The sequence below is a fragment of the Shewanella sp. S1-58-MNA-CIBAN-0166 genome (genome assembly GCF_040310085.1).
In the GTDB taxonomy this organism is placed as follows: Bacteria; Pseudomonadota; Gammaproteobacteria; order Enterobacterales; family Shewanellaceae; genus Shewanella.
On sequence record NZ_JBEOPN010000002.1, the window covers coordinates 224299 to 249535 of the forward strand.

20 protein-coding genes are annotated in these 25237 nt (G+C 42.3%); 12 read left to right on the forward strand and 8 right to left on the reverse strand.

Going from position 1 to position 25237, the window contains the following annotated elements; translation table 11 throughout:
* The first annotated feature begins 25 nt into the window (after window positions 1-25).
* The 3 genes from AAEY99_RS02575 to AAEY99_RS02585 are packed head-to-tail and all read left to right on the forward strand — an operon-like array spanning window position 26 to window position 1683.
* Window positions 26-280 (forward strand): GlsB/YeaQ/YmgE family stress response membrane protein, encoded by a 255-nt coding sequence (locus tag AAEY99_RS02575; protein WP_123777473.1) that lies wholly within the window; start codon window positions 26-28, stop codon window positions 278-280.
* A 50-nt stretch (window positions 281-330) separates the two neighbouring features.
* Window positions 331-462, forward strand: coding sequence for a hypothetical protein (locus tag AAEY99_RS02580; RefSeq protein ID WP_351008956.1), 132 nt, complete (start codon window positions 331-333; stop codon window positions 460-462).
* Between the two features lie 18 nt (window positions 463-480).
* Window positions 481-1683, forward strand: a complete 1203-nt coding sequence (locus AAEY99_RS02585; protein ID WP_351009013.1) for a DUF2254 domain-containing protein — start codon at window positions 481-483, stop codon at window positions 1681-1683.
* A 517-nt stretch (window positions 1684-2200) separates the two neighbouring features.
* On the opposite strand, the gene AAEY99_RS02595 is transcribed toward AAEY99_RS02585, so the two are convergent.
* On the reverse strand, window positions 2201-2773 hold the full coding sequence (locus AAEY99_RS02595; protein WP_192114792.1) for a peroxiredoxin family protein: 573 nt from the start codon (window positions 2771-2773) through the stop codon (window positions 2201-2203).
* A gap of 353 nt (window positions 2774-3126) precedes the next feature.
* On the opposite strand from AAEY99_RS02595, the gene AAEY99_RS02600 reads away from it, so the two are divergent.
* Window positions 3127-4215 (forward strand): alkene reductase, encoded by a 1089-nt coding sequence (locus AAEY99_RS02600; protein ID WP_351008959.1) that lies wholly within the window; start codon window positions 3127-3129, stop codon window positions 4213-4215.
* 81 nt (window positions 4216-4296) lie between these two features.
* Window positions 4297-5679 carry an NAD-dependent succinate-semialdehyde dehydrogenase gene (locus AAEY99_RS02605; protein WP_162022974.1) on the forward strand — a complete coding sequence of 461 codons (1383 nt, stop codon included), beginning with the start codon at window positions 4297-4299 and terminating at the stop codon, window positions 5677-5679.
* 552 nt (window positions 5680-6231) lie between these two features.
* On the opposite strand, the gene AAEY99_RS02610 is transcribed toward AAEY99_RS02605, so the two are convergent.
* Both AAEY99_RS02610 and AAEY99_RS02615 read right to left on the reverse strand, forming a co-directional pair.
* A complete protein-coding gene (locus AAEY99_RS02610) occupies window positions 6232-6930 on the reverse strand; it encodes a Crp/Fnr family transcriptional regulator (RefSeq protein WP_101088470.1) in 699 nt (232 codons plus the stop codon).
* A gap of 594 nt (window positions 6931-7524) precedes the next feature.
* The gene (locus AAEY99_RS02615; RefSeq protein WP_162022975.1) at window positions 7525-7710 is read right to left on the reverse strand and encodes a hypothetical protein; all 186 of its coding nucleotides are present in this window, start codon (window positions 7708-7710) and stop codon (window positions 7525-7527) included.
* Window positions 7711-7883: 173 nt separating this feature from the next.
* Between AAEY99_RS02615 and AAEY99_RS02620 the strand changes: the two genes are divergently transcribed.
* Window positions 7884-8669 (forward strand): PRC-barrel domain-containing protein, encoded by a 786-nt coding sequence (locus AAEY99_RS02620; protein WP_182744389.1) that lies wholly within the window; start codon window positions 7884-7886, stop codon window positions 8667-8669.
* A gap of 510 nt (window positions 8670-9179) precedes the next feature.
* Here the strand turns inward: AAEY99_RS02620 and AAEY99_RS02625 are convergent.
* Window positions 9180-9788, reverse strand: coding sequence for a TetR/AcrR family transcriptional regulator (locus tag AAEY99_RS02625; protein ID WP_192114794.1), 609 nt, complete (start codon window positions 9786-9788; stop codon window positions 9180-9182).
* A 216-nt stretch (window positions 9789-10004) separates the two neighbouring features.
* On the opposite strand from AAEY99_RS02625, the gene AAEY99_RS02630 reads away from it, so the two are divergent.
* On the forward strand, window positions 10005-10541 hold the full coding sequence (locus AAEY99_RS02630) for a peroxiredoxin-like family protein (protein WP_162022977.1): 537 nt from the start codon (window positions 10005-10007) through the stop codon (window positions 10539-10541).
* 277 nt (window positions 10542-10818) lie between these two features.
* Here AAEY99_RS02630 and AAEY99_RS02635 read toward each other — a convergent pair whose 3' ends face one another.
* On the reverse strand, window positions 10819-12972 hold the full coding sequence (locus AAEY99_RS02635) for a pyridoxamine 5'-phosphate oxidase family protein (protein ID WP_351008961.1): 2154 nt from the start codon (window positions 12970-12972) through the stop codon (window positions 10819-10821).
* A gap of 131 nt (window positions 12973-13103) precedes the next feature.
* Window positions 13104-13724 (reverse strand): glutathione S-transferase family protein, encoded by a 621-nt coding sequence (locus tag AAEY99_RS02640; protein ID WP_182744387.1) that lies wholly within the window; start codon window positions 13722-13724, stop codon window positions 13104-13106.
* Window positions 13725-13881: 157 nt separating this feature from the next.
* On the opposite strand from AAEY99_RS02640, the gene AAEY99_RS02645 reads away from it, so the two are divergent.
* From AAEY99_RS02645 to AAEY99_RS02665, 5 genes are all read left to right on the forward strand, one after another.
* Window positions 13882-14763 (forward strand): LysR family transcriptional regulator, encoded by an 882-nt coding sequence (locus tag AAEY99_RS02645; protein WP_101088464.1) that lies wholly within the window; start codon window positions 13882-13884, stop codon window positions 14761-14763.
* Between the two features lie 545 nt (window positions 14764-15308).
* Entirely contained in the window at window positions 15309-15995 is a 687-nt protein-coding gene (locus tag AAEY99_RS02650) for a DUF6781 family protein (RefSeq protein ID WP_351008964.1), read from the forward strand.
* A 10-nt stretch (window positions 15996-16005) separates the two neighbouring features.
* The gene (locus AAEY99_RS02655) at window positions 16006-17688 is read left to right on the forward strand and encodes an ABC1 kinase family protein (protein WP_351008966.1); all 1683 of its coding nucleotides are present in this window, start codon (window positions 16006-16008) and stop codon (window positions 17686-17688) included.
* A 693-nt stretch (window positions 17689-18381) separates the two neighbouring features.
* Entirely contained in the window at window positions 18382-19929 is a 1548-nt protein-coding gene (locus tag AAEY99_RS02660) for a methyl-accepting chemotaxis protein (RefSeq protein ID WP_101088461.1), read from the forward strand.
* Window positions 19930-20479: 550 nt separating this feature from the next.
* Entirely contained in the window at window positions 20480-22060 is a 1581-nt protein-coding gene (locus AAEY99_RS02665) for a BCCT family transporter (RefSeq protein ID WP_350999478.1), read from the forward strand.
* 78 nt (window positions 22061-22138) lie between these two features.
* On the opposite strand, the gene AAEY99_RS02670 is transcribed toward AAEY99_RS02665, so the two are convergent.
* Both AAEY99_RS02670 and AAEY99_RS02675 read right to left on the reverse strand, forming a co-directional pair.
* Complete coding sequence (locus AAEY99_RS02670; RefSeq protein ID WP_101088459.1) at window positions 22139-22855, reverse strand: 3'-5' exonuclease; 717 nt, start codon at window positions 22853-22855, stop codon at window positions 22139-22141.
* 10 nt (window positions 22856-22865) lie between these two features.
* Complete coding sequence (locus AAEY99_RS02675; RefSeq protein WP_101088458.1) at window positions 22866-24743, reverse strand: DUF294 nucleotidyltransferase-like domain-containing protein; 1878 nt, start codon at window positions 24741-24743, stop codon at window positions 22866-22868.
* Window positions 24744-25237: the final 494 nt, after the last annotated feature.

Genomic DNA, 25237 nt, shown 5'->3' on the forward strand with positions numbered 1-25237 from the left:
CTATAAATTAGCACAGGAGTGCAACATGGACATTATTAGTTTACTCATATTTTTGGGAATAGGCGCTTTGGCAGGGTGGCTTGCAGGCAACATAATAAAGGGCGGAGGATTTGGTGTCATAGGCAATATTATTGTAGGAGTTGTTGGTGCTGTAGTAGGTGGTTTTATATTTAGCTTACTCGGCATATCAACAGGCGGTTTATTAGGCTCTATCATTATGGCTACTATAGGCGCTGTTATTTTGTTATTCATAATTAGTTTGGTTAAGAAGAAAGCCTAGTTCCTTAAGCACGACGATACATGTTGAAAATTCAAATTAGGAGTGGCCACATGATTAAGTTAAGACAGTTTTGGGGGAATCTGCAATCGAGCTTTTGGTTCATGCCTTCACTGATGGTCGCTGTCAGTATGACCTTAGCGGTTGTGTTGATCGAAGTAGAGTCTGCCGGTTTAAACCAATAGCTAATTCAGTGGCCACGACTGTTTGGGGTCGGTGCAGAAGGCGCTCGCCAGATGTTGTCCACCTTGGCTGGTTCGATGATGACTGTAATGGGGATCACCTTCTCCATGACACTGCTGGCCCTAGTGCTTGCGTCGGGCCAGTACACCTCTCGCATTTTGAGGAACTTCATGCGTAACAGTGTCACGCAAGCAACACTGGGGGTTTTTGCGAGCATTTTCGCTTATTGTCTTATAGTCTTACGCACCATTCGTGGCAGTGGTGGTGGTGATGAATTTGTGCCCAGTCTTGCGGTGTTTTTTGCCTTTGTGATGTCGCTTGGTGGTGTGGGGGTCCTTATCTATTTTATTCATCATATTGCCTTGTCTATCCAGGCATCAAGCATCATTGCTTCGGTCGCTCAGGAAACCAATGCTGCCATAGATAAGTTGCTGCCGATAAAACCGGATGAGGAACTTGATGAAGATGAAATGCGACACCCGATACTAAAGTCTCTGGATGAGCGGGTCTGGTATCCCGTGCCGGCAGCTCGCAGTGGTTACGTTTTAGGCGTGAACAACAATACATTAATTTGCTTGGCGAGTGACAACAGAACCATAGTGCGTATGGAGCAAGGCATCGGCTCGTTCATTGTCCAAGATACGGCTCTGGTGTCGCTAGCTCTTACTTACCCGCCAGAGCAGAAACTCATTGATGCTTTGAATACAGCTTACAGTATTGGTAGCCATCGCACAGTGGATCAGGATCCTACTTTCGGTATTCGACAGATTGTGGATATGGCCATAAAAGCGCTGTCCCCCGGGGTTAACGACACTTCAACGGCAGTGATGTGCGTGGATTATCTCACCTCGATTATGGCTCGATTGGCCAGTCGACAATTTCCGCCATTGTACCATTATGAGGGAGACACTCTGCGAATGGTGGCGATGGTTCCGAGCTTTGATAGTCTATTGGCCGATGCTTTCGACCAGATTCGAAGTAGCGCTGAAAAGAATCTTGCGATACTGGTACGCATGCTCGGTGCCTTCGAGACCATCGGAAGTTTAACGATCTGTCCGAGCCGCTTGAGAGCACTTGACCAACAGTTGCAGTTGATTGCAGAGTTGACCGCTCGCTGCTTTGAATCCAGTTATGATCGCGCGCGGCTCGAAATGCGACTGTCCAAGGTGCGTGAATCGTTGGACGGTCAGTTTGCATTGAGCGCATTAGTTGGGAAAGATTAGTTTTATGTAAATTAGACGGATACTAGGGGCTGTTGATCTTTCAAGGTTGGTTTTGCAGCGAATTGTTGCTCATTTGTACAAGGCAGAGACTTTTTATTCTACATAAAAAGTCGATAACGCAGTAAAAATGAGCAACAAACGCTGCCCGAAGGGTTCGGCTAAAAACGTTTTACTCTTTGTTGAGAAAATCTTCATTAAGCGAGTAGTGCTTAGATTGCTAGGCAGCAATCCACTCGCCTCGATTAAAACGCTCTTATCTCGAACAAAATTTAACCAGCAAAGATCAACAGACCCTAGCATACAAGATTCATTTTTTTGTTGACCAATTCGCTAGCTTTTCTTGGGTATACATCCAACGCACTCTATTTACAATCTCATCGTTCACTATAACTCATATAATTTTGCTATCAGCAATCGCAAAACATTCTTTCAAAACTCGATAACGATACATAGAAGCCCGACCAATATGATATTGGCAAAGCGATATTACAGTGATAATGGACGGCGACGGAGGCGGTTAGTCACTAGTCAGGCTCTGCAAGGCATTGGTGATTTCACTCATCCGCGCCGCCGTGACTTTACCATGAACCTGCGATATCAGATTACCGTTCTTATCCAAAACAACAATGACCGCCTCTTCGCTATCGGAGGGCACACCCAACGCGCTTTCCATGATCTGTGAGTTGAGAATCCAGGTTTGATCGTGATAGCGCTGCGGCACTTGTTCTTTGGCTCGGCCAATGACATCTTCTTCCGACATAAAGAAGGGTAAATTGACAGCCAGTACGTCGCGAACCCGATATTTACTATGATCTATCTCTGAGCGCAATGTGTTAACCCACTCCCGAGTGGATATTGCGGCATTGCGAGATGGCGTAAGTATGAGCAGTGTCGGTTGACCTATCAGTTTGTTACTGTCAACTTTTTCGCCGCTAAGCGCCGTTGCTGTAAATGACGGCCATGGTCCATCGCCTGCAGTAGCAGTAGCAGACGGCCCACATAGGGTTAGTATCGCAAGTAGGGTCAGTTCAGTAACGCGTCGGGATGTTGAGCCCCAAAGTGTTGTCGGTATCATTGGTCTGGTTAGCATAGTATTCCTCCGCTCAGTAGTAGGGGTGCGAACAAGCAGGCCAAGCCAGATCCAAATACAGAAGTCGCAGCATTCAGTGAAACTCCTTCATAAATCATCTTGGCTCTCATGTCTGACGAGTAAGCATCACACATACAATATGCGATTGACGACATTTCATCTGTTCGCTAGCGAACTTTCTGCCAGCCAATGACCCTATTAGCTCTGCAGGCGTCATTTGTGGGTATGTGTTCTAACGAACAGACCAGCTAAAAGCCAGCGCGCAAGCTGTAGTTCTCAGGACTTGCCGCAATGATCTTTTCCTCGGGTTCGGCAGGATTCATCCTCATCATACATAACAGGATATCTAGCTTATGCTTTTCGAAACATTTTCTAACCGCTCGCTGCAGCTATCCAATCGCATGGTAATGGCGCCGTTAACACGCAGTCGGGCTACGCCTGAGCACACGCCTAACGCGCTGATGGCAACGTACTACGGCCAACGTGCGACGGCTGGACTGATTATTACCGAGGGCACTTCGCCCAGCCCGAACGGACTGGGCTACCCACGCATCCCCGGTCTTTTCGATAGCACGCAGATGAATGCATGGAAGGCAAGCACATCAGCGGTACACGCCAAAGGCGGTAAAATCTTCTTACAGTTGATGCACTGCGGTCGAGTCGCGCATGTCGACAACTTGCCAACAGGTGCCGAAATACTCGGGCCAGATGCCGCGGCATGTCCCGGCGAGATGTATACCGACACCCTAGGGATGCAGCCCCACAGTACGCCCCGCAAAATGACCGAGGCCGACATCGCTCATGTGATAAATGAGTATGTGACGTCAGCGAAGCTCGCGCTGGAGGCAGGTTTCGACGGTGTCGAAATACACGGCGCCAACGGCTACTTAATCGAACAGTTTTTGAATCCGCTGATCAACCTGCGCACTGACGGTTACGGCGGCAGCATTGAAGGCCGCAACCGACTCGCGCTGGAGATTGTGCGTGCGACAGTGGCAGCCATCGGCAACGATCGGGTTGGTATCCGGCTCTCTCCTTACGGTGTGTTCAATGGCACCGGCGCATTCCCCGACATAGAAACGCAGTACCTGGCATTGACTAAGGCACTTTCCTCACAGGGGCTTCTCTACATCCACTTGGTTGATCATTCATCCATGGGGGCACCAACGGTACCCGCCGACTTTAAGCTTAAGCTGCGCGCTGGTTTCGATGGTCTGTTCATTCTGTCTGGAGGGTTTGATCATCAAAGCGCTGAACAGGCGTTACGCGATAAACATGGCGACCTGGTAGCCTTTGGCCGTCCGTTTTTGGCTAACCCTGATCTCGTCGCTCGGATGCGCCAAGATGCAACGCTCAACACGCCAGACGAAGCGACTTTTTATGTACCTGGCGCCAAGGGTTATACCGACTATCCAACTCTCGCGACTTCTCCAGAGCGTTAACGCCAAAAGTTATCGCCGAGGTAGCACAATTCAGTAGAAGCTTGCGGCGTCCATAAGACCAAATTGAAACAGGATTTCACTATGACTTACAAAAGCATTAATCCCAATAACGGAACAATATTGAAGACCTTTGATGAAATCAGTGATGCACAGCTTGAGATCAAGCTTGCCACTGCGCATGCCTGTTACCAGACATGGAAAAACACCAGCTATAAGCAACGCGCCGCTATTATGGCCAAGGCTGCAGAACTTCTGCATGCGCATACTGATGACTATGCCAAGCTGGCAACACTGGAGATGGGCAAGCGAATTGATGAAGCCCGTGGCGAAGTCAATTTCAGTGGTAAAATCCTCAGCTATTATGCAGACCACGCAGAAGCGTTTTTAGCTCCAGAGCAACTTGACCCGGAACATGGCGAAGCCCATATGGAAAGCAGCCCGATAGGCGTGATTTTCTGCGTCGAGCCGTGGAACTTTCCCTTTTATCAACTTGCTCGTGTCGCAGGCCCGCAACTGATGGCGGGCAATGTTTTGGTGGTGAAACATGCCAGCAATGTACCCCAATGTGCTATTGCCTTTGAGCAGTTGTTGATTGATGCGGGCGCACCTGAGGGGTTGTACACAAATCTGCTGGTTTCGCACCAACAGTCTAACCAGATTATCGACGACCCGCGCGTCAAGGGCGTGGCACTGACAGGTGGTTTTGCCGCTGGCAGAAGCGTTGCCGCCCGAGCAGGGCAAAACCTCAAACCCTCGTCGATGGAGCTCGGTGGCAGTGATGCCTTTATCGTGCTTGATGACGCTGATCTCGACAACACTATTCCCTGGGCTGTTTGGGGCCGTATGTACAACCAGGGACAAACCTGCTGTGCTGCTAAACGCTTTATTGTGCTCGATTCGATTGCTGACAAATTCATCGAAAAGTTTCAAACCGCGCTTGAACTTCAGCAACCTGGCGATCCGATGGACGAAACAACGACCAAGGGACCGATGTCGCAAGAAGCCGCTCTGGTTAATATTTTGAAGCAGGTCGATGATGCTGTAGCCCATGGTGCTAAGGTGTTAATGGGCGGCAAGCGTATCGACTGCCCGGGCTCTTTCATGCAGACCACGATACTGACCAACATTGCGCCAGGCAACCCTGCTTATCGCACTGAGTTCTTCGGCCCAGTTGCGTTGATTTTTCGGGTCAAGGACGAAGCCGCGGCCATAGCGCTTGCCAACGATTCTGACTTCGGACTTGGTGGATCTGTGTTTACCGAAGATGCCGCTCGTGGCAAACGCGTCGCCAGTCAGATTGATACCGGTATGATGTTCATCAACAATATTGATTGGACCGATGCCGCGCTTCCGTTCGGCGGCGTTAAAGATTCCGGTTATGGCCGCGAACTCGGCGAAATGGGCATTCAGCAGTTCGTTAATAAGAAGCTGGTTCGCACCATTTCGATGGCAGCACCGGTGTAACGGTTGCACAGCTAGGGGCTAGCAAACTGAAAATATTAATATTTCACAAGCAATACCCTATATGGCAACGGCATAAGATGGCGAACGAGCTTAGTTATCTAAGATAGCGGCATAGTTATCGAGAGTTTAACTAAATCGATGGGTTAGGTGGCTATGGTTTGACAATGCTGTGGTTTAACAATGCTATGGTTTGACAATGCTATGGTTTGACAATGCTATGGTTTAACAATGCTATGGTTTAACAATGCTATGGTTTAACAATGCTATGGTTTAACAATGCTATGGTTTAACAATGCTATAGTTTCACAGCGCTGAGTTTGAATGAAATTAATTCATAGCACTTTAAGCGTCTAGCTGTGAAGCCGATTAATCTTGCTTGGGAGGATATAGAAAGGGCATGACGTTATTGTTTTTAATGTTTGGGATGATTTGTTATAAACGACAAGATGGCCAAATATACCATGTCAAGCCACCAATGAGGGGTAGCTTGGCATAGATGATTTAGTTAATAGATGATTTAGTTAATAGATAATTTAGTTAATAGATGATTAGTTAATAGGTTTCTAGTCTATCGGTTTCTGTTTTTACCACGGCATAACATTCGCAGCACAGCGTTTCGAGTTTTTGTCTGTTGGTCACGGTAATTTGACCGCGCTTATAGTTGATTACCCCAAGTTTTTGCAGTTTACCGGCGGCTTCAGTTACGCCTTCTCGTCTGACTCCTAACATGTTGGCGATCAACTCTTGGGTCATTGTGAGATTGTTGCTAGCCAGTCTATCAAGTGATAGCAGCAGCCAACGACAAAGTTGCTGGTCGATAGAATGGTGCCTGTTACATATTGCCGTCTGCGCCATTTGTGCCATCAGTGCTTGAGTATAACGTAACAACAGTTCGCGAAGGTTTTGATTGTCGTTAAATTCATCGAACAATATCGATGCGGACAATTTATAGGCTCGGCCTGCGCTTTGAACTATGGCGCGATTTATGGTGCTTTCTCCCCCCATAAACACGGCAATGCCCACTAAACCTTCATTGCCGACAACAGATATTTCTGCCGATGCGCCATCTTCGAGAACATTCAGTAAAGAGACAATACTATCAATGGGAAAATAGACATTTTCAAGGTTTTGACCAGCTTCATAAATAACTTTACCTAAGGGCAGTTTTATTATCTTTAACTGTGGAAATAAGCGCTGTTTTGTCGCTTCAGGTAATGCTTTAAGTAATGCGTTCTCATTTGGGTCAATCATTGATAACCTTTCAATATATTAAAGTGAGACATTCACTACTTGCTATGATCTTTCTTATGATATTGATTTTATTCAATATTACATAATACTTAAGTAATCTTGTTATCAATATAACAGAGTTTGTTGAATCGAGAGGGTTAAAATGCCTTGTTTAGCGTGATTTGCGATCACAGCAGGCGAGTGGAACCATTATTTTTCGTTCAAAAGGCATTGCATGTTGAGTTGTATTTATGAGTTGTGTTTATACTCATCGACAGGATGTTTAGTTGGGGGGGAGATAGTAAAAAAGACCTTTGCAAAGCTGGTTTCGCTCATAGGAAAGAGACTAAACAACGGCCTACAGCGATTACGTTTAGGCCGCAAGTCAGCTGCTAAGGCTGCTGTTTTGTGAAGATGGATGGCATAAAAGGGCTGAGCAGCAAAGTGATTGCAAAAGCCATTTTTCTAGTGGCTATACATTCGGCTTTTGCCGCCGGAGTTAGTTAAGTTTATGTGCTTTAAGCTTATGTGCAGTCTGATGCAAAATGCATTTAACATCTGATTTTTCGTCGACCTAAACTCACATGTTGAAGTGCTTTGACTGATATTTACAATTTAATCATTTTGAATATCATCAAGCGCCTGACGAACTTCATCCAAAATTAATCTGTTTGCCACTTTTTCATCGATATCGGGTACATCCCATCCAAAAATAGCGCGATATTTCTCAATCAAATTGTTGACGTCTTCGATGATATCGCTGCGATGGGCCGCTAACTCTAATTTTTCTATGTCAGTCATGCTCGTTCACCTTAAAAGTTTATAGATAACTCCAGATTAAACTATTATTCATGCTCCATCGGTGCGACACCGAACAGATTGAATAGAAAATTTGGTGCAAGCTGATAGACATCCACTCTATTAGGAAAGCAATGATTTATTGTTTGCCATCTTTAATCTGGAGCAAATACATCATGTTACATACATTGAATGATTTACAAAATTTATCTATTCACGCCTCTGATGGCGATATTGGATTAACCAAAGATTTTTATTTTGATGACAAGCATTGGGTGATTAGATATTTGGTAGTCGAAACGGGTTCTTGGTTATCAAGCAAAAAAATATTGCTTTCACCCATATCAATCAAAGAATTTAATCAGGAACAAAAGACGCTTGCTGTCACAATCTCAAGAGAGCAGGTAAAAAACAGCCCTGACATCGATAGCGAGAAACCAGTCTCTAGGCAGCATGAGGTCGATCATATGGAATATTATGGTTACTCACAATACTGGGGTAACACTGGTATTTGGGGAAGTGAGCCCAGTCCAAACATGATGGCAACTGGTTATTATAGTGTCGCGCCAAAGCCAGATAACTTAGATAACCCAGAGATGTCCGCAGATGTTGAGGCAGCACTATCACGGGATAATGATCATCATCTACGCAGCAGTCATGCCGTGGCGGGTTATCACCTTGATGCCATAGACGGTGAATTGGGTCATTTGCAAGGTATGTTAATAGATATCGACACTTGGGCTATTCGTTATTTGATTATTAACACCAGTAATTGGTGGTTGGGTCATCTGGTTTTGATTGCGCCCAAATCGATTAAAGAGGTGAGTTGGCCTACCTCTAAAATTTATGTTGATATGACGCAGCAGCAAGTGAAAGATGCTCCCACGTACGATCCATCAGTGCCTTTCGATCTTGAACATGAGCAAAATCTGCATACTCATTATGGCCATAATGATAGATAACATTATTACCTCTCTATGAGGTGTTTGGTTGTCGTGTTTAGGTTGTTTGTTTAAAAAGTGTTCTTGGAGTAAGTTATCTATTTCAATATGAAAATATAGTCAATATCAGTTAGTCATTGCAGTTTTTTCTTCTTGAAATTGCTGCAATTAATTGAAACTAGGAGACTAATTTAATATTTAATACGATGACTTTGAACCCAAGGGGTACCCTTTATAAAAACAATCTATCTGTTTTCAACATTTAACGATAAAGCTTTATCAGACATGATGAAGCTTTTTTGTGTTGATGAAAGACTCCCATCAGATTCATTAGACCATTACACAAGAACCTCGCGGGCCTGAGACACACAGACCTTTAAATACTCTTCAAAGGTGTCGACTAAATTAAGCGTTCCGATGAAGCTTAAATGGTGGCTGGATTTACTTTAATGAATGAAAGATAAACATTCATGCAGGCGCTTTGGATTAGGTTGTTGCTTAAAATTGGCTGGCAATTTTGTTTTGATACAGTCAAGAGCTTGCTAATATCATGTGCACTCTATACTCGACATCTTGTTTCATACTTTCTGATTCGAATCCCGCGCGGGCACGAAATACATAGCCCTGTCGAATATCAAACATAAGCTTTGCACGTGCTAATGATGGAAAATTGGCAGGTAAAACACCTCTTGCTTTTTCTAGCTCAAAGCGTCGCGATAATCGCGCATCGGTATCTAATACTGCTCTTTGTAATAGTTCTTGTGCTCCCTCGACCTCGCCAGCACTTGTAGCAACGCTGGAACTGAGAAAGCAGCCTTTTGCGCCGCTACCATTTGCAGTACTGTAATCAATCACTGCAATCATGAACGAGCGGACAGCTTGGTTAATATCGGGTTCTGTTTCAAAGGCTACTAATGGTGCGCATGCATCAATTGTGGCGTAGCAGTTTATAGCTTCTAAATAGAGTTTACGTTTGTCACCAAAAACCGAGTAAAGGCTAGGGCTGTTAATACCCATTGCTTGGGTTAAATCTTTAATGGAGGCGGCATCATATCCTTGTTTCCAGAAAACATGCATGGCGGACAAAAGTGCTTCGCTACGATCAAAAGCGCGTGGCCTACCAGCCTTATTTTGAATCATATCGGATACCTCAACGCTGTGGATTTAATGATTTATTTTAGTATCAAATGATACATAATTCAATTAATTAAAACCCATTAACCTCGGTAAGGTAATGATTATGCTCTAGGAAGTTGTCTATATTGGCAATATAATTTTGTAACGATCACTATGAAATATTGACACCGTGGCATTATTTTGTTTTTATAATATTCACTACAAAACATTGGAATAAACATGAACTCATCTAAATTAGTAGCAGGACAAACCTTTCCAGACATCACTCTAGCGCTGCTTGGTGGTGGTGAAATTAATCTTACGGCTGTTCCGGCAGAGGGTTGCGATTGGCGTATGGTGGTTGTTTATCGCGGTAAGCACTGTCCCATTTGTACTCAATATCTATCGACGTTGAACGAGCTGTTACCTGAATTCAAGAAGTTAGGTGTTGATGTTGTAGCTGTATCCGCCGACCCCATAGAAAAAGCGATGGCTCAAATGGAGCTGGTTAAGCCTTTATTTGATGTGGCGTACGGCTTAAGTATTGAACAAATGCAAAAAATCGGGGTGTATATTTCAAATCCTCGCTCGCCGGAAGAAACTGACCGACCTTTTGCCGAACCCGGATTGTTTATTATTAATGATAAAAAACAGGCACAAATTATTGATATATCGAATGTTCCTTTCTCTCGCCCAGAGCTGAAGTCAATGATTATGGGTTTAGGTTTTATCCGTAATCCACAAAACAATTACCCAATAAGAGGAACCTACAAATAAAAAATCATGGCCCTCTACATAAAGAAGTACGACAAGTAATTGTGTAGTGACATGGTATTTTAGCCACCTAAATAGAGGTAATATTATTGCCTCGTACATGACTTTAGATGAGCAAATGAAATCAAATACCAGAAGCACACCATAATACCGTTGCTGTAGCGGTATATTATGGCGTGCTATCTTTTGGCAAGTGGATACTGCGGTGAAAGCAGGCCGTTGTGGTTTTATTTTCATAACGTTCATTCATCAATGGCGGTATCGTTATGTGTTACAACGCTTATAAATCGATTTCGACGATGCTTATTTCATTTAAATTGCTGTGTGATGATTGTTTTTTAGGAACCGCACAACAAAGCAATACCTCACCTTCGGTTGGAGTGACCACTGGCTTAGTTCGATAAGTGATTGATCCTTTTAGCAGTCTTACTGCGCACGTGCCGCAAGTTCCGTTACGGCAACTGAAGTTAGGCGTGAGCCCATGGTTTTCTGCTGTTTCTAAAAGTGTCGCATCATTTGCGTTCCATCTTTGTTCAAAACCAGACTTAACAAATTTGATGACGGCTTCATTGGCTTCGTTTTCTGCTGCAAGTGACTTTTTTGCTTCAAGTAACATTTTTTCTTCAAGTAACATTGATTCATTATCGATTTGGCGAATAAGTGCCGCAGGCCCAAACGCTTCGGCAAAAATACGTGCATCACGTACTCCTAAACTGCGTATTTCATCATAGAGTGCTTGCATAAACGCAGGTGGACCACATAAGTAAAAATCATAATCGTCTAGTGCTAATATTTGCCGAAGTGTATCGGCGGTAATGTGGTCGATTGCATTAAAATCAAAGCCTATTTTTTCCTGCTCATTAGGCTGAGTGATAATTGAATAGTATCGAATTTTACCATTAGATTTTATTTCAGCATCACGGAAGTTTTGTGTAAAAGCGCGTTGTTGGGTCGTTTTGGCGGCGTGTAATATGGTCAATGGTCTTAAATGACGGGTACGCTCAGCTTCATTTAGGATATGCGAGGTCATCGAAATCATCGGCGTAATCCCTACGCCTGCGCCGATTAATACGGCCGGGCGCTTTTCTGCTGCATCAATATAAAAATTACCCGAAGGAGCTTTAGCTTCAATAACATCGCCGACGCGCACATTATCGTGTAAGCATTGCGAAATAGTGCCATTAGCTTCTCGTTTAACTGAAATGCGGTAATACATGTCGTCTGGTGTTGATGATACGGTATAAGTTCTTATCACGGCTGTGTTTGCATTGGGTGGGGTAAGGCGCACCGTTAAAAACTGCCCCGCTTTTGAAGACACTAACGGGGTGTTGTCTTTTGGTTCTAAATAAAATGAACGAATAACACTACTCTCATTTTCAATACGTTTGACTGTATAAGATAACCACGATTCTCTTGTGGCTTCAGCTGCCAGTGAAGCATGTGCTTGTTCCCAATCACCAGCCATTAAAGTATTTGGTGAATACGCAGTAAACGATGCGCGAAAGGGTAGTGCATTCCTTAATGTCACTCCGTGGCTGAGAGTGAAACGCCATGCTCGTTCAGCACCTTTAAAAGCGCTGACTTCTGGAGTGTCTTCCCATAATAATTCGACAGTGCCGGTTAACATAAATAAGTCACCAGTCGAAAAGTCGATAAATACCAAGCCTGCTTTAGGGTTAACCAAAAAGTTACCGAGAGTGTTAAAAAAATTGTTGCCTGAATAATCAGGAATAGTCAGTGTATTGCCGTCTACTTTTACAAAACCAGGCCGTCCTCCACGGTGTGAAATGTCGACACCTTCATGTTCTGGGTGTTCTTTAGCTGGCACATAACTGGACACAAAAAAGGTATCAGTATCACGGATTATCTTACTAACATCATGACTCAATACCGTAAATTCTTCTATGTTAGAGGCCGGATTAGTGACGTGAGATTGTTTATTAAATTGAATACTGCGGCTTTGTATATATTGCGGACAATTGCCAAAAGATTGATCGACAGATATTGAAAAATGAGTAGGACTGATTTTATGAACCCGGCCATTTACACGATTACGACGACGAGAGTGCATTTCAATACCAAGTAACCCTAAAGGACTACCATCATTTCTTAGTTGTGGCGCGATAGGGTCTCCAGCTATTGCCGATGCGTTAATCGTTAATGTTGTTGAGTCTGGTGATGTTATAAATCCTGGATATCCCGAAAGTATCGATGCCCAAGGCCAACCTTGTTGGTCAACACTGCCAGCAACAATAAAGGGCAGTTGTTGATAAAACTCACGATGTTGTTCTGGAATGTATGGACGTATTGCGCGTTGTCCAAAACTCTCCATCACAGCGCGTTTACCAACACGATCCTGAATGTTCTGTTCACCAGGATGAAATGGCGATAAAGCTGATTTTTGATGGGTCTTATCGCGAGTTTGGTTTTGCATAATAGGCATCTCTTAGCGGGATTTCGGTGGCACTGGATATTAAATAAATCAACATGCCCTACGACTGGCTCACAAATTCATCGGTACCAAAAATCCGCAGTGGATGTGCGAGCTGCCAAGAGCTAGTCGTCTTATGCTACTAATCCAGCTTTGGTTGCTGGCATAGCAACAAATCCTCTCAACCCTTCAATGTTTGTTAACCAGCGACGTACATTTGGGTAAGGTGCTAATGACACATCGCCTTCAGGTGCATGAGCAACGTAACTGTATATAGCAAAGTCAGCTAAGCTGATTTTATTTGCGACCAAATAATCTTGGTCGATAAGTTGTGCTTCTAATTTTGTTAACGCTTTTTCTGCTGTGGCTTTAGCAAACACCGGATCTGATGGTGAATTGAAAACATTAATTAACCTCGCTGCGCCTACGCCATAAGAGATTTCGCCCGCTGACATCGCAAGAAAACGATGCATTTCTGCTTCATGTTGCAGATCTTGAGGGATAAACGAAGGCGCATATTTACGCGCCAGATAAATGAGGATTGAAATTGAGTCGTGAACAACTGCATCACCGTCTTCAATAACAGGGACCAAACCCAAAGGGTTAAGGGTAAGAAACGGTGCTTGTTTATGCTCCCCAGCAGGAAGATCTACGTGGATAATGTTGTGCGCAATCCCCGCGACACTCGCAAATAGCTGCACGCGATGAGCATGACCTGAAAGTGGGAAACTGTGAATTTTAATGGCATTAGACATGATGTGTTCCTTTAAGGGTTGAATGATTTGTGCGTGAGAAAAGAATAAAGTTCACACGGCATAAATACAATGACCTGTTTTATTGAAACATTATCTCTATTATGGATATAATATTAATGGCTGTTATTAATGGTCATTACTAATGTGAGGATCATCTATGGATACGATTGATAGTATGCGTATTTTTGTTGCTGTAGCGGGGCAAAAATCGTTTACGGCGGGGGCAAAACAGCTAGGTATTAGTACTAATTTGGCCAGCAAGCATGTGCGACAGTTAGAGGCCCGTTTAGGTGCGCAACTTATTCATCGGACAACTAGACGCGTCACTTTGAGTGATACAGGACTCGCGTATTTTGAACGCTGCGTGTTTATAATTGATCAATTTGATGAGTTAGAAGGTTTAGTTCAAGAGCGTCAATCCGAACTTGCGGGGCCTATTCGTATTACTGCGCCAACAGGATTTGGGTCAAGGGAATTGGTAGAAGCGATTCGACCTTTTCAAATTGCACACCCTAAAGTGTCTATCAATCTGCATCTGTCCGATCAGCATGTCGATATACTTGACGAAGGTTTTGATCTCGCCATTCGTTTTGGTCCACTGCAAAATTCTACGCTTATTGCTCGTAAGTTGCTTACTATGCGATTAGTGGTGTTTGCATCACCGGAATATATCAATACACATGGTGAACCATTACATCCTAGCGATTTATCAACACATAATTGTTTATTACAATCATCGTCAGCAGATCCGGAGCATTGGGCCTTTACGGTTGCTGGCACAGAACAAAAATATCGGGTAAATGGGTCTTTTACGGCAAATTCGCCTCGGGCGGTCGCGCATATGGCCGTTGGAGGTTTAGGTATTGGTCGTTGTCCGCTGTACACCGTTGAACCCTTTCTTAAAAGTGGTGAGTTGGTATTGTTGTTTGACGATAAGATGGTTAGCGTATTTAACTTATACGCTGTATATCCTTCTGCACGTCATTTAACAGCTCGGATTAGAAAATTGATAGATCACTTAGTAACGGCGTTAGGATAATTTTATCTAAAATAATATCGTATCAGCTTAGGGCTATTGACCATTAAACCAGCATTGATGATGTTATTCGATATGTCGATGAGGTCATTGATACACTTAGAACTCAGTTTAATTCAACTGAGTATCATAATTGACTCTATTAAAAATATCTACAATCCAATCACTTAACGGCCACTCAACGCAATAGTAAATATTTGAATTGTTGCTAATTTTAAAATACTCCAGTTCGTCTTCTCGACCGCTTCGGACATTTAGTGGATTTAGATTTTTAACATTCACATAAATATAAACATTTAAAAAAGTGAGGTTTCAGGGTTGTGTGATTATTGTCCGTTATTTACGACATCTTTGAGGTGCATCAAGGTTTCATCGACACATTTGACTTAAATTTATTAGGTAAGTGTTATTTTTATTTGCTGTTATGTATCAGATTCTTTCAGCTCTACTTAGCCAAGGTGGGTTAGCAAAAAGGTAAAATAGCATCATTAATAGACCGATAATGTTTGGATTGTCCTAGCAGCCTGACGTTTTATAGGTGAATCAATATGAGTAAAGCTAAAAGTGATACCAATAAACATCGTGACAATCTCGAAGGAGACATTAAAGAGGCGGTTGAGGCAGATAAGGATATTCGGGACACCGTTCGGTGCATTACTCTTAAAGCATTGAGTGAAGGAAAATTAGTCCTCAATGAGCTCTCACAGATTGCACGCTGCGTGATTAAAGGTGCCGGTTTAGGTGCAGTTATTCATAGTCGTGATGGTCAATCCCACCAGCTCACTAAGGCGGTTGCTGGGCTTGAGGATGCCTTATGTTCTGCCGTAGAGGCATCCAAATTAGCCGTTGAAGAAGCCAGTTCTCATGCTAACACCTTTAGTAAACAGGATTTACAGCGCACCCTTAATGACCTTAGTGAGCTTGAAGTTATGTTTTTAGAGACGTTAAAAGACGTAGCCAAAGAGGCTAATGAGGCGGTATCCGTTACTTTAAATGATTTGGCTCGTCATGGTCGAGTAAGCGGCACCGCCGTCGGCCAGAAAGTAACTGAAATTTCAATATTGTTAAACCAACAATTCAGTGAACGGTTAAACGATACAGTGACTGCTGGAGTAGATTCTGCAGCAAAAATAACAAGTAACCTCGCTTATGCGGCAGCAGGTTTTCTTGATGCTTTTGCACAAAAATTGGATGAGAAATCAACATCTAATTCCAACTCAAATAAGAGTCAATAATGGGTGAAGCATGCTTTGGGAAACGTTAGGTACCGCGCGAGATATTGGCCGACTGAATGAGCTTGCTTCGGTTTTAATTCGTTATGGCTTCGGCGATGTGTTGCGCAGGCTTGGCCTTGCTAATGTGTTTAATGTCGCCGGTAAGGCTCTGCATTGGAAGCATGCAGCTGAAATAACCCAGTTAGAATCACCGGTTAGGTTTTGCCATGCACTAGCAGAAATGGGACCAACCTTTATCAAACTAGGACAGATCCTTGCTACACGTTCAGACCTATTTCCACCAGAGTGGACTGCTGAATTTGAAAAATTGCAGAATCATGCGCCGCCGGTATCATTTGAATTAATCTGTAAACAGTTACAGGAAGACTTAGGTTGTAGTCCGCAACAGGCTTTTGCCGAATTTAATCCAACCCCTTTTGCTGCCGCATCGATTGCCCAAGTTCATCGGGCTCGCCTACACGATGGTGCTGAAGTCATTATTAAGGTTCGCAGGCCAGGCATAAGACCTGTTATGGAAGCTGATCTACGTTTACTTGCCCGTATTGCAGAGGTGATGGAGTCAGAGTCACCGACACTACGCCGTTTTAGGCCTCGTGAGGTGGTCCGTCAATTTACCCATTCTCTAAGGCGGGAACTGGATTTATTGGCCGAATGTCGTAATGCTGAAAGGGTGGCAAACAATTTCAAAAGTAACCCTAATATCGTTATTCCAAAAGTGTATTGGTCGTGGTGCAGTGAACGCGTCAATGTTCAACAGTTTATTGATGGTATTTCTGGACGGAATATAGCAGCAGTGGAGGAGGCTGGATTAGATAGGAAGCTGTTAGCTAAGTATGGTGGTCAAGCTGCGTTGAAAATGATTTTAATTGATGGTTTTTATCATGCAGATCCCCATCAAGGTAATATTTTTTATCTGCCTGAAAATCGAATCGCATTTATTGACTTTGGCATGGTGGGACGATTGTCTTTCGAACGCCGCCATCAAGTGGTGCAACTTTTACATAGCATGGTTGAATTGGATGCTTCTCGTGTTGTTGATGTATTACTGACTTGGGCTGGCGATCCTCCGCTCAATAGTGAGAATCTTACTTTTGAAGTAGAAGAATTTGTTGATAAGTATCATGGCGTTTCGTTAAAAAGTTTCCATTTGAGCATGATGTTGACTGAACTGATATCACTGCTTAGAGAATATGGCCTCAGCTTACCTCCTGATATTATTATATTGATCAAAGCATTAATTGCGCTTGAAGGTGTTGCCCTGCAATTAGATCCTGACTTTAATATGGTGTCTGAAGCAAAACCATTATTACACCAGTTAATGTTACAACGATACGCACCAGACGCATTGGCTAAAAGAGGTTGGCAAGCCATTGTCGATACCGGTGAATTGTTAAGTGGATTACCGCAAGACTTACAACAACTTTTACGTTCAGCCCGTAGCGGTAGATTTCAGCTGCATATTGATGTCACAAGACTAAAAGCCTTTGGCAATCAACTTGACCGGGCAGCGAGTCGAGTCGCCATTGGCAATGTGGTAGCGGCTATGATTATTGGATCGTCTATTGTGATGACAGTTGATGGAGGACCAACTTTATTTGGTTTGCCGTTATTTGGCATACTTGGATTTCTGAGTGCTGCCGTCGGTGGGATTTGGTTGTTATTCTCTATTTGGTCAAGCGGGCGCTGGAAGTAGCAAATTATCACTACATCAATAATAAACATGAGGCTGCATAAATTTTATGCAGCTTTGCAGTGCCAAAGCATTAAAAATAGACCTCGATAAGAGTAAATCATATTACCTTTGCTGTTTTGTACGATATGAGTAACTGCTCCATTGATTCAGTGTAAAACATAACCATTTCTTCCAAAAACAAGCTGAATGATCAGACCATTTAGTCTAAAAGGTGACAAGAAGTTGCAAACACTCAACTCTGCCTAACGCCTAACGTGTAAAATCGACGTTTAAAATCTATAAACTACATTTGTACTTAATTGATGTAGTCACTAACGCTTTATCTAATTCAAATGTGAAGAGACTTTTCTTAACTAATCGTTGGTTTTTTTGCGGTAAATCGACATGCTATTTATGTGGTCTATTGATAACAAAAAACGTTTCATTAGTGCTGCTTTAGGTATTAGTACTGACTGTTATGTCAAATTGTTGCATCGGTAAACTTCACTCAAATACTTGAATCGGTCACGCAATGCTTGTTGAAAAACAATCTATGAAAATAATGTGCAATAACAAGATCATGCAATGGCTCGATTACGTCATTGATACGCTTTAAACGCATCGGTTGAGATGACGATTAACGCTTAGACCAAAGTCGATAGCCAACAATGACATAGAGAGTGCTAATCTGAGTAAAAATGGATTGGAGTATTCATGCTAAATAGAATGATTTTGATTAATGGTTTAGTGGTATTTGCCATCACTGTACTGCTGAGTTATTTAACCTTACCTCCTTGGCTGTATGCATTATTGATCGCACTCGCGTCTGTAGCCACGCTACTGCTTACCCACAAAAAACAAATAAGCCCAGAAATCCTTGAGTCATCTCAACACGATGAGCATGTTGCGAGTGGTATCAGCAAAGCCGCCACTCGAATTGCTATTGGTGGGGCTGAAGTGTCATTTTTTATTGAAAAGCTAGCACATGCAATGGGTTTGCAAGTTAAGCATGTTCAAGAAATATCAGAGCGTGCGGGTAATTTAGAGCAAGGTGCTCAACAACTGTTAGGCCAATCAGCCAAAGTACGTTTACTGGTTGAAGAGGCAAATACCCAAGCTTCAAGCTACGCCAAAGAAATAAAACAAGTTGATGAACAACAACGCAGCTTGTCTACTGAAATTGAATCAACTGCAGTGTTATTAATAGAACTTAACAACAAAGCAAACGCTATAAGCAGTATCACCGACACTATTAATAAACTATCTGATCAAACCAATATGTTGGCACTCAATGCTGCAATTGAAGCGGCTAGAGCTGGTGAACAAGGCAGAGGATTTGCCGTGGTTGCCGATGAAGTTCGTAATCTGGCACATAAAACGGCTGAAGCAACGCAAGGTATAGAATCATTGCTGTCAGAAATTGGTGAAAATAGCATTCAATCTGTACAAGCAATGCAACGAGTCAGTGATATGGGGGGAAAACTCTCTCAGCGTATGAATGAGATTTATATTCTTACAAAGGCAAGCCAAGAAAGCATGGCCGATGCAGCAAGCGAAATGCTGCAAATGGATCAAACTGTAGGTTTTACCGTTGATAACACCAATGGCATAGGTGCCAATATTGAAGGAATAGGGGCCTCTATACTCAAAGTTGATACCGATTTAATAGAAGCTTCAGATCGAGTTCTTGAGCTTAGTGGCTTTGCCGAACAGATATTTCGTCATTTACAAAGTTTCGATTTATCGGATAAACACGCAATTATCGCTAATGTCGCACTCAATGCTGCGGCTGATGTCGGAGCTGTTTTTGAAAATGCTCTGTTAAAAGGTTCACTCACACAAGCCCAATTATTTGACTCAAATTACCAGCCAATCCCTAAAACCGACCCTCAAAAATTTACCACTGGTTTTGACCGTTTTACTGACTCCAATTTACCTAGCATTCAAGAGGCCATTTTAAAAAATAATACCGATATTATTTATGCCGGAGCTGTAGATGTAAGAGGGTATTTCCCTACCCACAATATCAAATTTTCTCAGCCTTTAAGCGGAAACCGGGAGCAAGATCTTGCTGGTAATCGCACCAAACGCATTTTTAATGACCCTACAGGAAAGCGATGCGGCAACAATACTGAAAGTTTTTTACTGCAAACATATAAGCGTGATACCGGTGAGGTGATGCATGATCTCTCTGCACCAATTTACGTTAACGGCAAACATTGGGGAGGATTTAGAATTGGTTACAAGGCCGAAGAGTCATAAATAATTAGCTCTATCCGGCTAATTTTTATGATTTTATGAGTATGTTGCCAACGAAACTTAACACAGGGGAATCATGTTTTTCATTCATTGACTAAGTTCCAATATGAACAGCAATCTAAATTCACTTGTTGTGCGTTATTAACAATCAACATTAGCAGCGTAAAAAAATCAAGTAAGCTAAAATTATTACCTTGTAGAAACCGCCCATAAACATACCGTTTATTCATATCGGTAAAAACATTATCTTTAACTTATTAGTCTTTAAAGGCTAATAAGTTAAATATTTAGGTTTTTCTGTTTAAGGCCAAAAACTGCAACAAAAGTGATCGCAAAATTAGCCTGTTAATAGCTGTTATTTATGTTCGTGTTTGGTGAAGCGAAAATACAGAATGTGATATATAAATATATGATTATTTATATGTTTTTTATTTTTAAATTAACCTGATTTTGAAATAAGCCTGAAATCACGAGCCGATTTTGTTAAAATCCTTGCCTGAAGATGCAATCGAGTATCAATTTAATAGGGCAAGGCGGCTCTAATTGAGGTTTTATGAAGATAAATAAGGACAAATACAGTATAGATAACTCCGATTATACTGTCGGGCAAGATAACATTCAAAAATGGGGTTTTGATATACATAACCCTGTATTTGGAACGAGTGCAGGCTTAATCGCTATTTTTTTAATTGCCATTTTAATTATCGACCCGGCAACATCAAAAGAATTTTTAGATGGTATGAAATGGCAGATAATAGGGGCATTTGACGGTCTCTTTATGTGGTCTATGAATCTATTTGTAATCTTCTGTCTGGCATTAATTGTTTCACCTTATGGTAAAATTCGCCTAGGTGGTGACGGCGCAAAAGCCGATCATTCAAGACTGTCCTGGATAGCGATGCTTTTTGCAGCAGGTATGGGTATTGGTTTGATGTTTTGGGGCGTTGCAGAACCGTTAGCGTATTACACCGGCTGGTATGAAACACCACTGAATGTGGTCGCCAATACCCCGGCAGCAGCAGAGCTTGCACTGGGTGCAACTATGTTCCATTGGGGATTACACCCTTGGGCGGTTTATGGCGTAGTCGCCTTATCGTTATCTTTCTTCGCGTACAACAAAGGCTTACCGCTTTCCATACGTTCTGCTTTTTATCCTATATTAGGCGACCGTACCTGGGGTTGGCCCGGACATGTGATTGATGTTTTAGCCGTAATCGCCACATTATTTGGTTTGGCAACATCACTCGGTTTAGGTGCTCAACAAGCTGCGGGTGGTTTCCAGCACGTGTTTGGTATTGAAGGTGACCTATCCTTGCAAATCACTATTATTGTTGTAGTGACCATGCTGGCTATTGTCTCTGTGGTACGCGGGCTTGAAGGTGGTGTTAAAGTAATCAGTAACGTCAATATGTTACTTGCTGTTGTTTTAGTTGTCTTTGTTGCGCTTGTGACCGCTGCTGTTTCTATGGGCACTATTCCGACCACAGTAATGGGTTATGTTAAGAATATCATTCCCTTGAGTAATCCAATTGGTCGTGAAGATGAAGCTTGGATGCACGGCTGGACCGTGTTTTATTGGGCATGGTGGATTTCATGGTCTCCATTTGTGGGTATGTTTATTGCTCGTATTTCTCGTGGCCGTACGGTACGTGAATTTCTTACTGCAGTATTAATTATACCAACATCAGTGACTATCTTATGGATGTCAGTATTTGGTGGTGTCGCTATTGACCAAGTTGTCAATGAGGTCGGCATATTAGGCAGTGAAGGACTAACGGACGTTCCGCTTGCTATGTTCCAGATGTTTGATGCACTGCCATTAGGCAATATTTTATCAATGATAGCTGTGCTACTGGTACTGGTTTTCTTTATTACCTCTTCCGATTCCGGGTCGTTGGTGATAGACAGTATTACTGCCGGTGGTAAAATTGATGCGCCGATCCCACAACGTATTTTTTGGGCTACAATTGAGGGTGCTATCGCAGCGGTATTACTCTGGGTTGGTGGCACTCAGGCGATTGAGGCATTACAAGCAGGTGCCATTTCGACGGCCTTACCCTTTACCATTATTTTATTGGTAATGTGTGTCAGTTTGTTGATGGGTATGCGCACTGAAAAACATAATAAAAACTAGTTTTTATTTGCTACAAAAAAGCCGATGATTGATTCATCGGCTTTTTTTTAAGCATAATTTTTGATCAATCAAAGCACATTACAACCATAATTTGTCAATCGCAGTGTCTGGACTAAAATGATATTTAATTTGAGCCTGCAGTAACTCTGCGGTGGCAATTGCATCGGTTAACGCATCATGGGGTGCATAAGCAGGTAAGTGATAACGTTCACGGCTATTGGCAAGCCGAATTGATTCTGTGCGCTTTCTTTTAAATAAATTAAGCAACCCTTGTGACTTCGCCCGTTGCACATTAGCCTCAATCTGCATGGTATCGATAACCGGAAACACAATACCTTCATTAATCAACATGCGTAAAGTGTGGTCAAGAAAATCACGCTCAATATGCCGATAATGCACCACCACAACTTTTCCAGCCAATTCATTTAAAAGCTGCTCCAAAATCAACAACAAATCTGGTGCACCTTGTAAATCTGAGTGGGTAATACCGTGAATAATAATTGAGTTTTCTTGTAATTTATCGATAGGGTTGAGATACCATTTTTTTGCTTTACTACAAAAAATTCGCTGTAAATTAAATGGTACTAGCCCAATACTAATGATGCTGTTTTGCTGTGAATCTAAACCGGTAGTTTCAAAATCCAATGCGACAAACTCAATATCACTTAATGGTGTTTCATTATGATAAGTACCTGCATGATAAAAATCATGCAGGCGTTTATCTTTACTGTTATTGGCTTTTAATTCTAGAAAGGCTTGCCAGTTTAAAATCTCCTGGTCGCTGAAATTAGTCATGAGTTAACCTTTAAAGTTTGTTAGAACTGTAGCGATATTTTAAAAAGTTTTGCGCATTGCTTAACACTAAAAAAGCATCTTTAAGGTTGCGTCTTTCAAAATCAGACATACTTTCGGGTTCAATATTATTATCAGGCTCAATCCCAGACTCTATGTCTGTTGACTGATGACGCAAACGAACCAAAGAAATAAGCTCCATGGCATGTTGTAAATCTTCGCCCTTGGATGTGGGCAGAATACCCGAATCGATAATGTCTTCTAAACGTTCAAATGAGTTTTGTGATTGTGAGCCGATGGCAAGGGCATGCACTCGGATCAAATCGGCCAATGGCGCAGTACCACGACGTTTTAAATTGATAGAGTTATTATGACGCCCATCTTTTTCCATCACAAAATCTTTAAAGAATCCCAGAGGTGGTTTTCGGTTGAGGGCATTGTGTGCTAAACAGGCTAAAAAGCGGTTGTTTTTCTTGGCTTTACTTAAGATAAAGGCATTGAGTTGTTCGGCCCATTTTATGCGACCATAAACCCCCGTAAGATCAAAGAAAATAGAGCAGTTTAATAAGGCTTGAGGGTTGGGGTTTTCTATCCAGTCACCGAAACATTCTTCCCATTGTTCGCGTGTTTTACGGTATTCAGGGTTACTTGCCATAATATCACCGGTGCAGTAACTGTACCCGCAGGCAGCTAAACCATCACAAACAAAATCTGCTAATTTTTCAAAATATGCTCCATGCAACGCAACGTTATAGCTATTATCCAGGATAATAGCATTATCCTGATCGGTCACCATTAGCTGTTCATCTCGAGCCATCGAACCCAGAGCTAAGAAGCAATATGGAACAGGTGGCGGGCCGAACTTTTCTTCTGCAAGTTCTAATAAACGCTGTTTAAAGTTACGACCGATTTCAGACATTGCCCGTCCGACCATGTGTGAATTAGCGTCTTCGTTAACCATGCGTACAAAACAGTTTTTTAACTCCGCAGAAAGCAGCACTAAATCTTCGCTACTTTTTTGCTGGAAGATACTGCTTACAAATAACAAACTATTTTGCGATTCGTAGCGAATGATATCCGCAACTTCAATCAGACCAATCGGTTTCTTATTTTTTAGAATGGGCAGATGATCAATATTGTTGCGCAGCATAAGCAACATCGCTTCAAAAATATACGCGTTGTGATCCAGCGAAATTAAATCGGTCGACATGACTTGTGAAATAGGATTATCAACACTTACCCCGGCTGCAATGACCTTAGCGCAGAGATCATGTTCGGTAATAATACCAACGAAACTGCTATCTTGTTGATCATCTATATCTGGGTCATTAATTAATACCGCAGATATATTCTCTTCGGCCATGATTTTGGCCACAGCTTGTATGCTGCTATTACAGGACAGAACCACAGGCTCTCTGGTGACTAAGGTTTTTACTTTGGAAGTGGTCAGTGCATTAGCATCATCGGTTTTTCCTTTTACCGCTTGTTTTAAACGGGTGGAATCCTCAGCTTCAACAAAATCAGCAAAATCATCATAATTCTCGCACAAATCATTGAATACCGACTCAGGAATACAGTATACCAGCGTATCTTTTACCGCTTTGGCTGGGAAGCGCACTTTATTATTGGTTAACAAGCCCATTTGTCCAAATAACTGACCCTGGTCTAAACGATTATAAAGTTCACCTTTACGGCGATATAACTCTACGACTCCGCTGCGGATCATATATAGCTCTTTAACGTTGTCATTAAAGTTAACAATCATGCTATCTGTGCGGTAATAAGAAATCTCAACACTTTTAGCAACGTCAATTAACACTTGTTCTGGAAGCTGATCAAATGGGGCGTACTGAGCAATAAAGCTCTGGATTTCGAGTACTTCGGCTGTCATGAATAGACCTGCTAGTTGGTGATGACTGGAGAATTGTTAATATCTATTTAGCTATCATACGAGTGAAAATTGCTATTGTGTTCGAATATATAGCGGTTGCTGAGGCCATTAGTTACCTTTACGTGTTAACCAGTAATGATGGTGGCCTAGCCAAGACGAACGATAATCTACTTATGTTATTAGCCATAGTAGCACTGCTGTTCTGATATTGTACCCAAAGCATTTCTGTGTGGTTAGATATTGAGTTAATTTGGTGAAACAAGTGACATTGTTGAATATTGTCATCAATGATGATATTTACTGTTCGATTTCAATAAGGCAATTTTATAAATTCCAGCCTAAGTGGTTAATCTATCCGCACTTATTAGTGCGTAATTAACACCATAGAAGTTAAAAATAAAAATTTTCTCTGAGGATAAAGGCTGTTCATGAAGCAGTGTCTCTTGTTATGTGAACATCGATATAATGTTGGAGAACGTAATGCAACTCGATAG

Excerpts from the sequence above, each read along its gene's own strand:
- AAEY99_RS02575 (WP_123777473.1), top strand. The coding sequence starts at position 26 with ATGGACATTATTAGTTTACTCATATTTTTGGGAATAGGCGCTTTGGCA.
- AAEY99_RS02580 (WP_351008956.1), top strand. The coding sequence starts at position 331 with ATGATTAAGTTAAGACAGTTTTGGGGGAATCTGCAATCGAGCTTTTGG.
- AAEY99_RS02595 (WP_192114792.1), bottom strand. The coding sequence starts at position 2,773 with ATGCTAACCAGACCAATGATACCGACAACACTTTGGGGCTCAACATCC.
- AAEY99_RS02600 (WP_351008959.1), top strand. The coding sequence starts at position 3,127 with ATGCTTTTCGAAACATTTTCTAACCGCTCGCTGCAGCTATCCAATCGC.
- AAEY99_RS02605 (WP_162022974.1), top strand. The coding sequence starts at position 4,297 with ATGACTTACAAAAGCATTAATCCCAATAACGGAACAATATTGAAGACC.
- AAEY99_RS02610 (WP_101088470.1), bottom strand. The coding sequence starts at position 6,930 with ATGATTGACCCAAATGAGAACGCATTACTTAAAGCATTACCTGAAGCG.
- AAEY99_RS02615 (WP_162022975.1), bottom strand. The coding sequence starts at position 7,710 with ATGACTGACATAGAAAAATTAGAGTTAGCGGCCCATCGCAGCGATATC.
- AAEY99_RS02620 (WP_182744389.1), top strand. The coding sequence starts at position 7,884 with ATGTTACATACATTGAATGATTTACAAAATTTATCTATTCACGCCTCT.
- AAEY99_RS02625 (WP_192114794.1), bottom strand. The coding sequence starts at position 9,788 with ATGATTCAAAATAAGGCTGGTAGGCCACGCGCTTTTGATCGTAGCGAA.
- AAEY99_RS02630 (WP_162022977.1), top strand. The coding sequence starts at position 10,005 with ATGAACTCATCTAAATTAGTAGCAGGACAAACCTTTCCAGACATCACT.
- AAEY99_RS02635 (WP_351008961.1), bottom strand. The coding sequence starts at position 12,972 with ATGCAAAACCAAACTCGCGATAAGACCCATCAAAAATCAGCTTTATCG.
- AAEY99_RS02640 (WP_182744387.1), bottom strand. The coding sequence starts at position 13,724 with ATGTCTAATGCCATTAAAATTCACAGTTTCCCACTTTCAGGTCATGCT.
- AAEY99_RS02645 (WP_101088464.1), top strand. The coding sequence starts at position 13,882 with ATGGATACGATTGATAGTATGCGTATTTTTGTTGCTGTAGCGGGGCAA.
- AAEY99_RS02650 (WP_351008964.1), top strand. The coding sequence starts at position 15,309 with ATGAGTAAAGCTAAAAGTGATACCAATAAACATCGTGACAATCTCGAA.
- AAEY99_RS02655 (WP_351008966.1), top strand. The coding sequence starts at position 16,006 with ATGCTTTGGGAAACGTTAGGTACCGCGCGAGATATTGGCCGACTGAAT.
- AAEY99_RS02660 (WP_101088461.1), top strand. The coding sequence starts at position 18,382 with ATGCTAAATAGAATGATTTTGATTAATGGTTTAGTGGTATTTGCCATC.
- AAEY99_RS02665 (WP_350999478.1), top strand. The coding sequence starts at position 20,480 with ATGAAGATAAATAAGGACAAATACAGTATAGATAACTCCGATTATACT.
- AAEY99_RS02670 (WP_101088459.1), bottom strand. The coding sequence starts at position 22,855 with ATGACTAATTTCAGCGACCAGGAGATTTTAAACTGGCAAGCCTTTCTA.
- AAEY99_RS02675 (WP_101088458.1), bottom strand. The coding sequence starts at position 24,743 with ATGACAGCCGAAGTACTCGAAATCCAGAGCTTTATTGCTCAGTACGCC.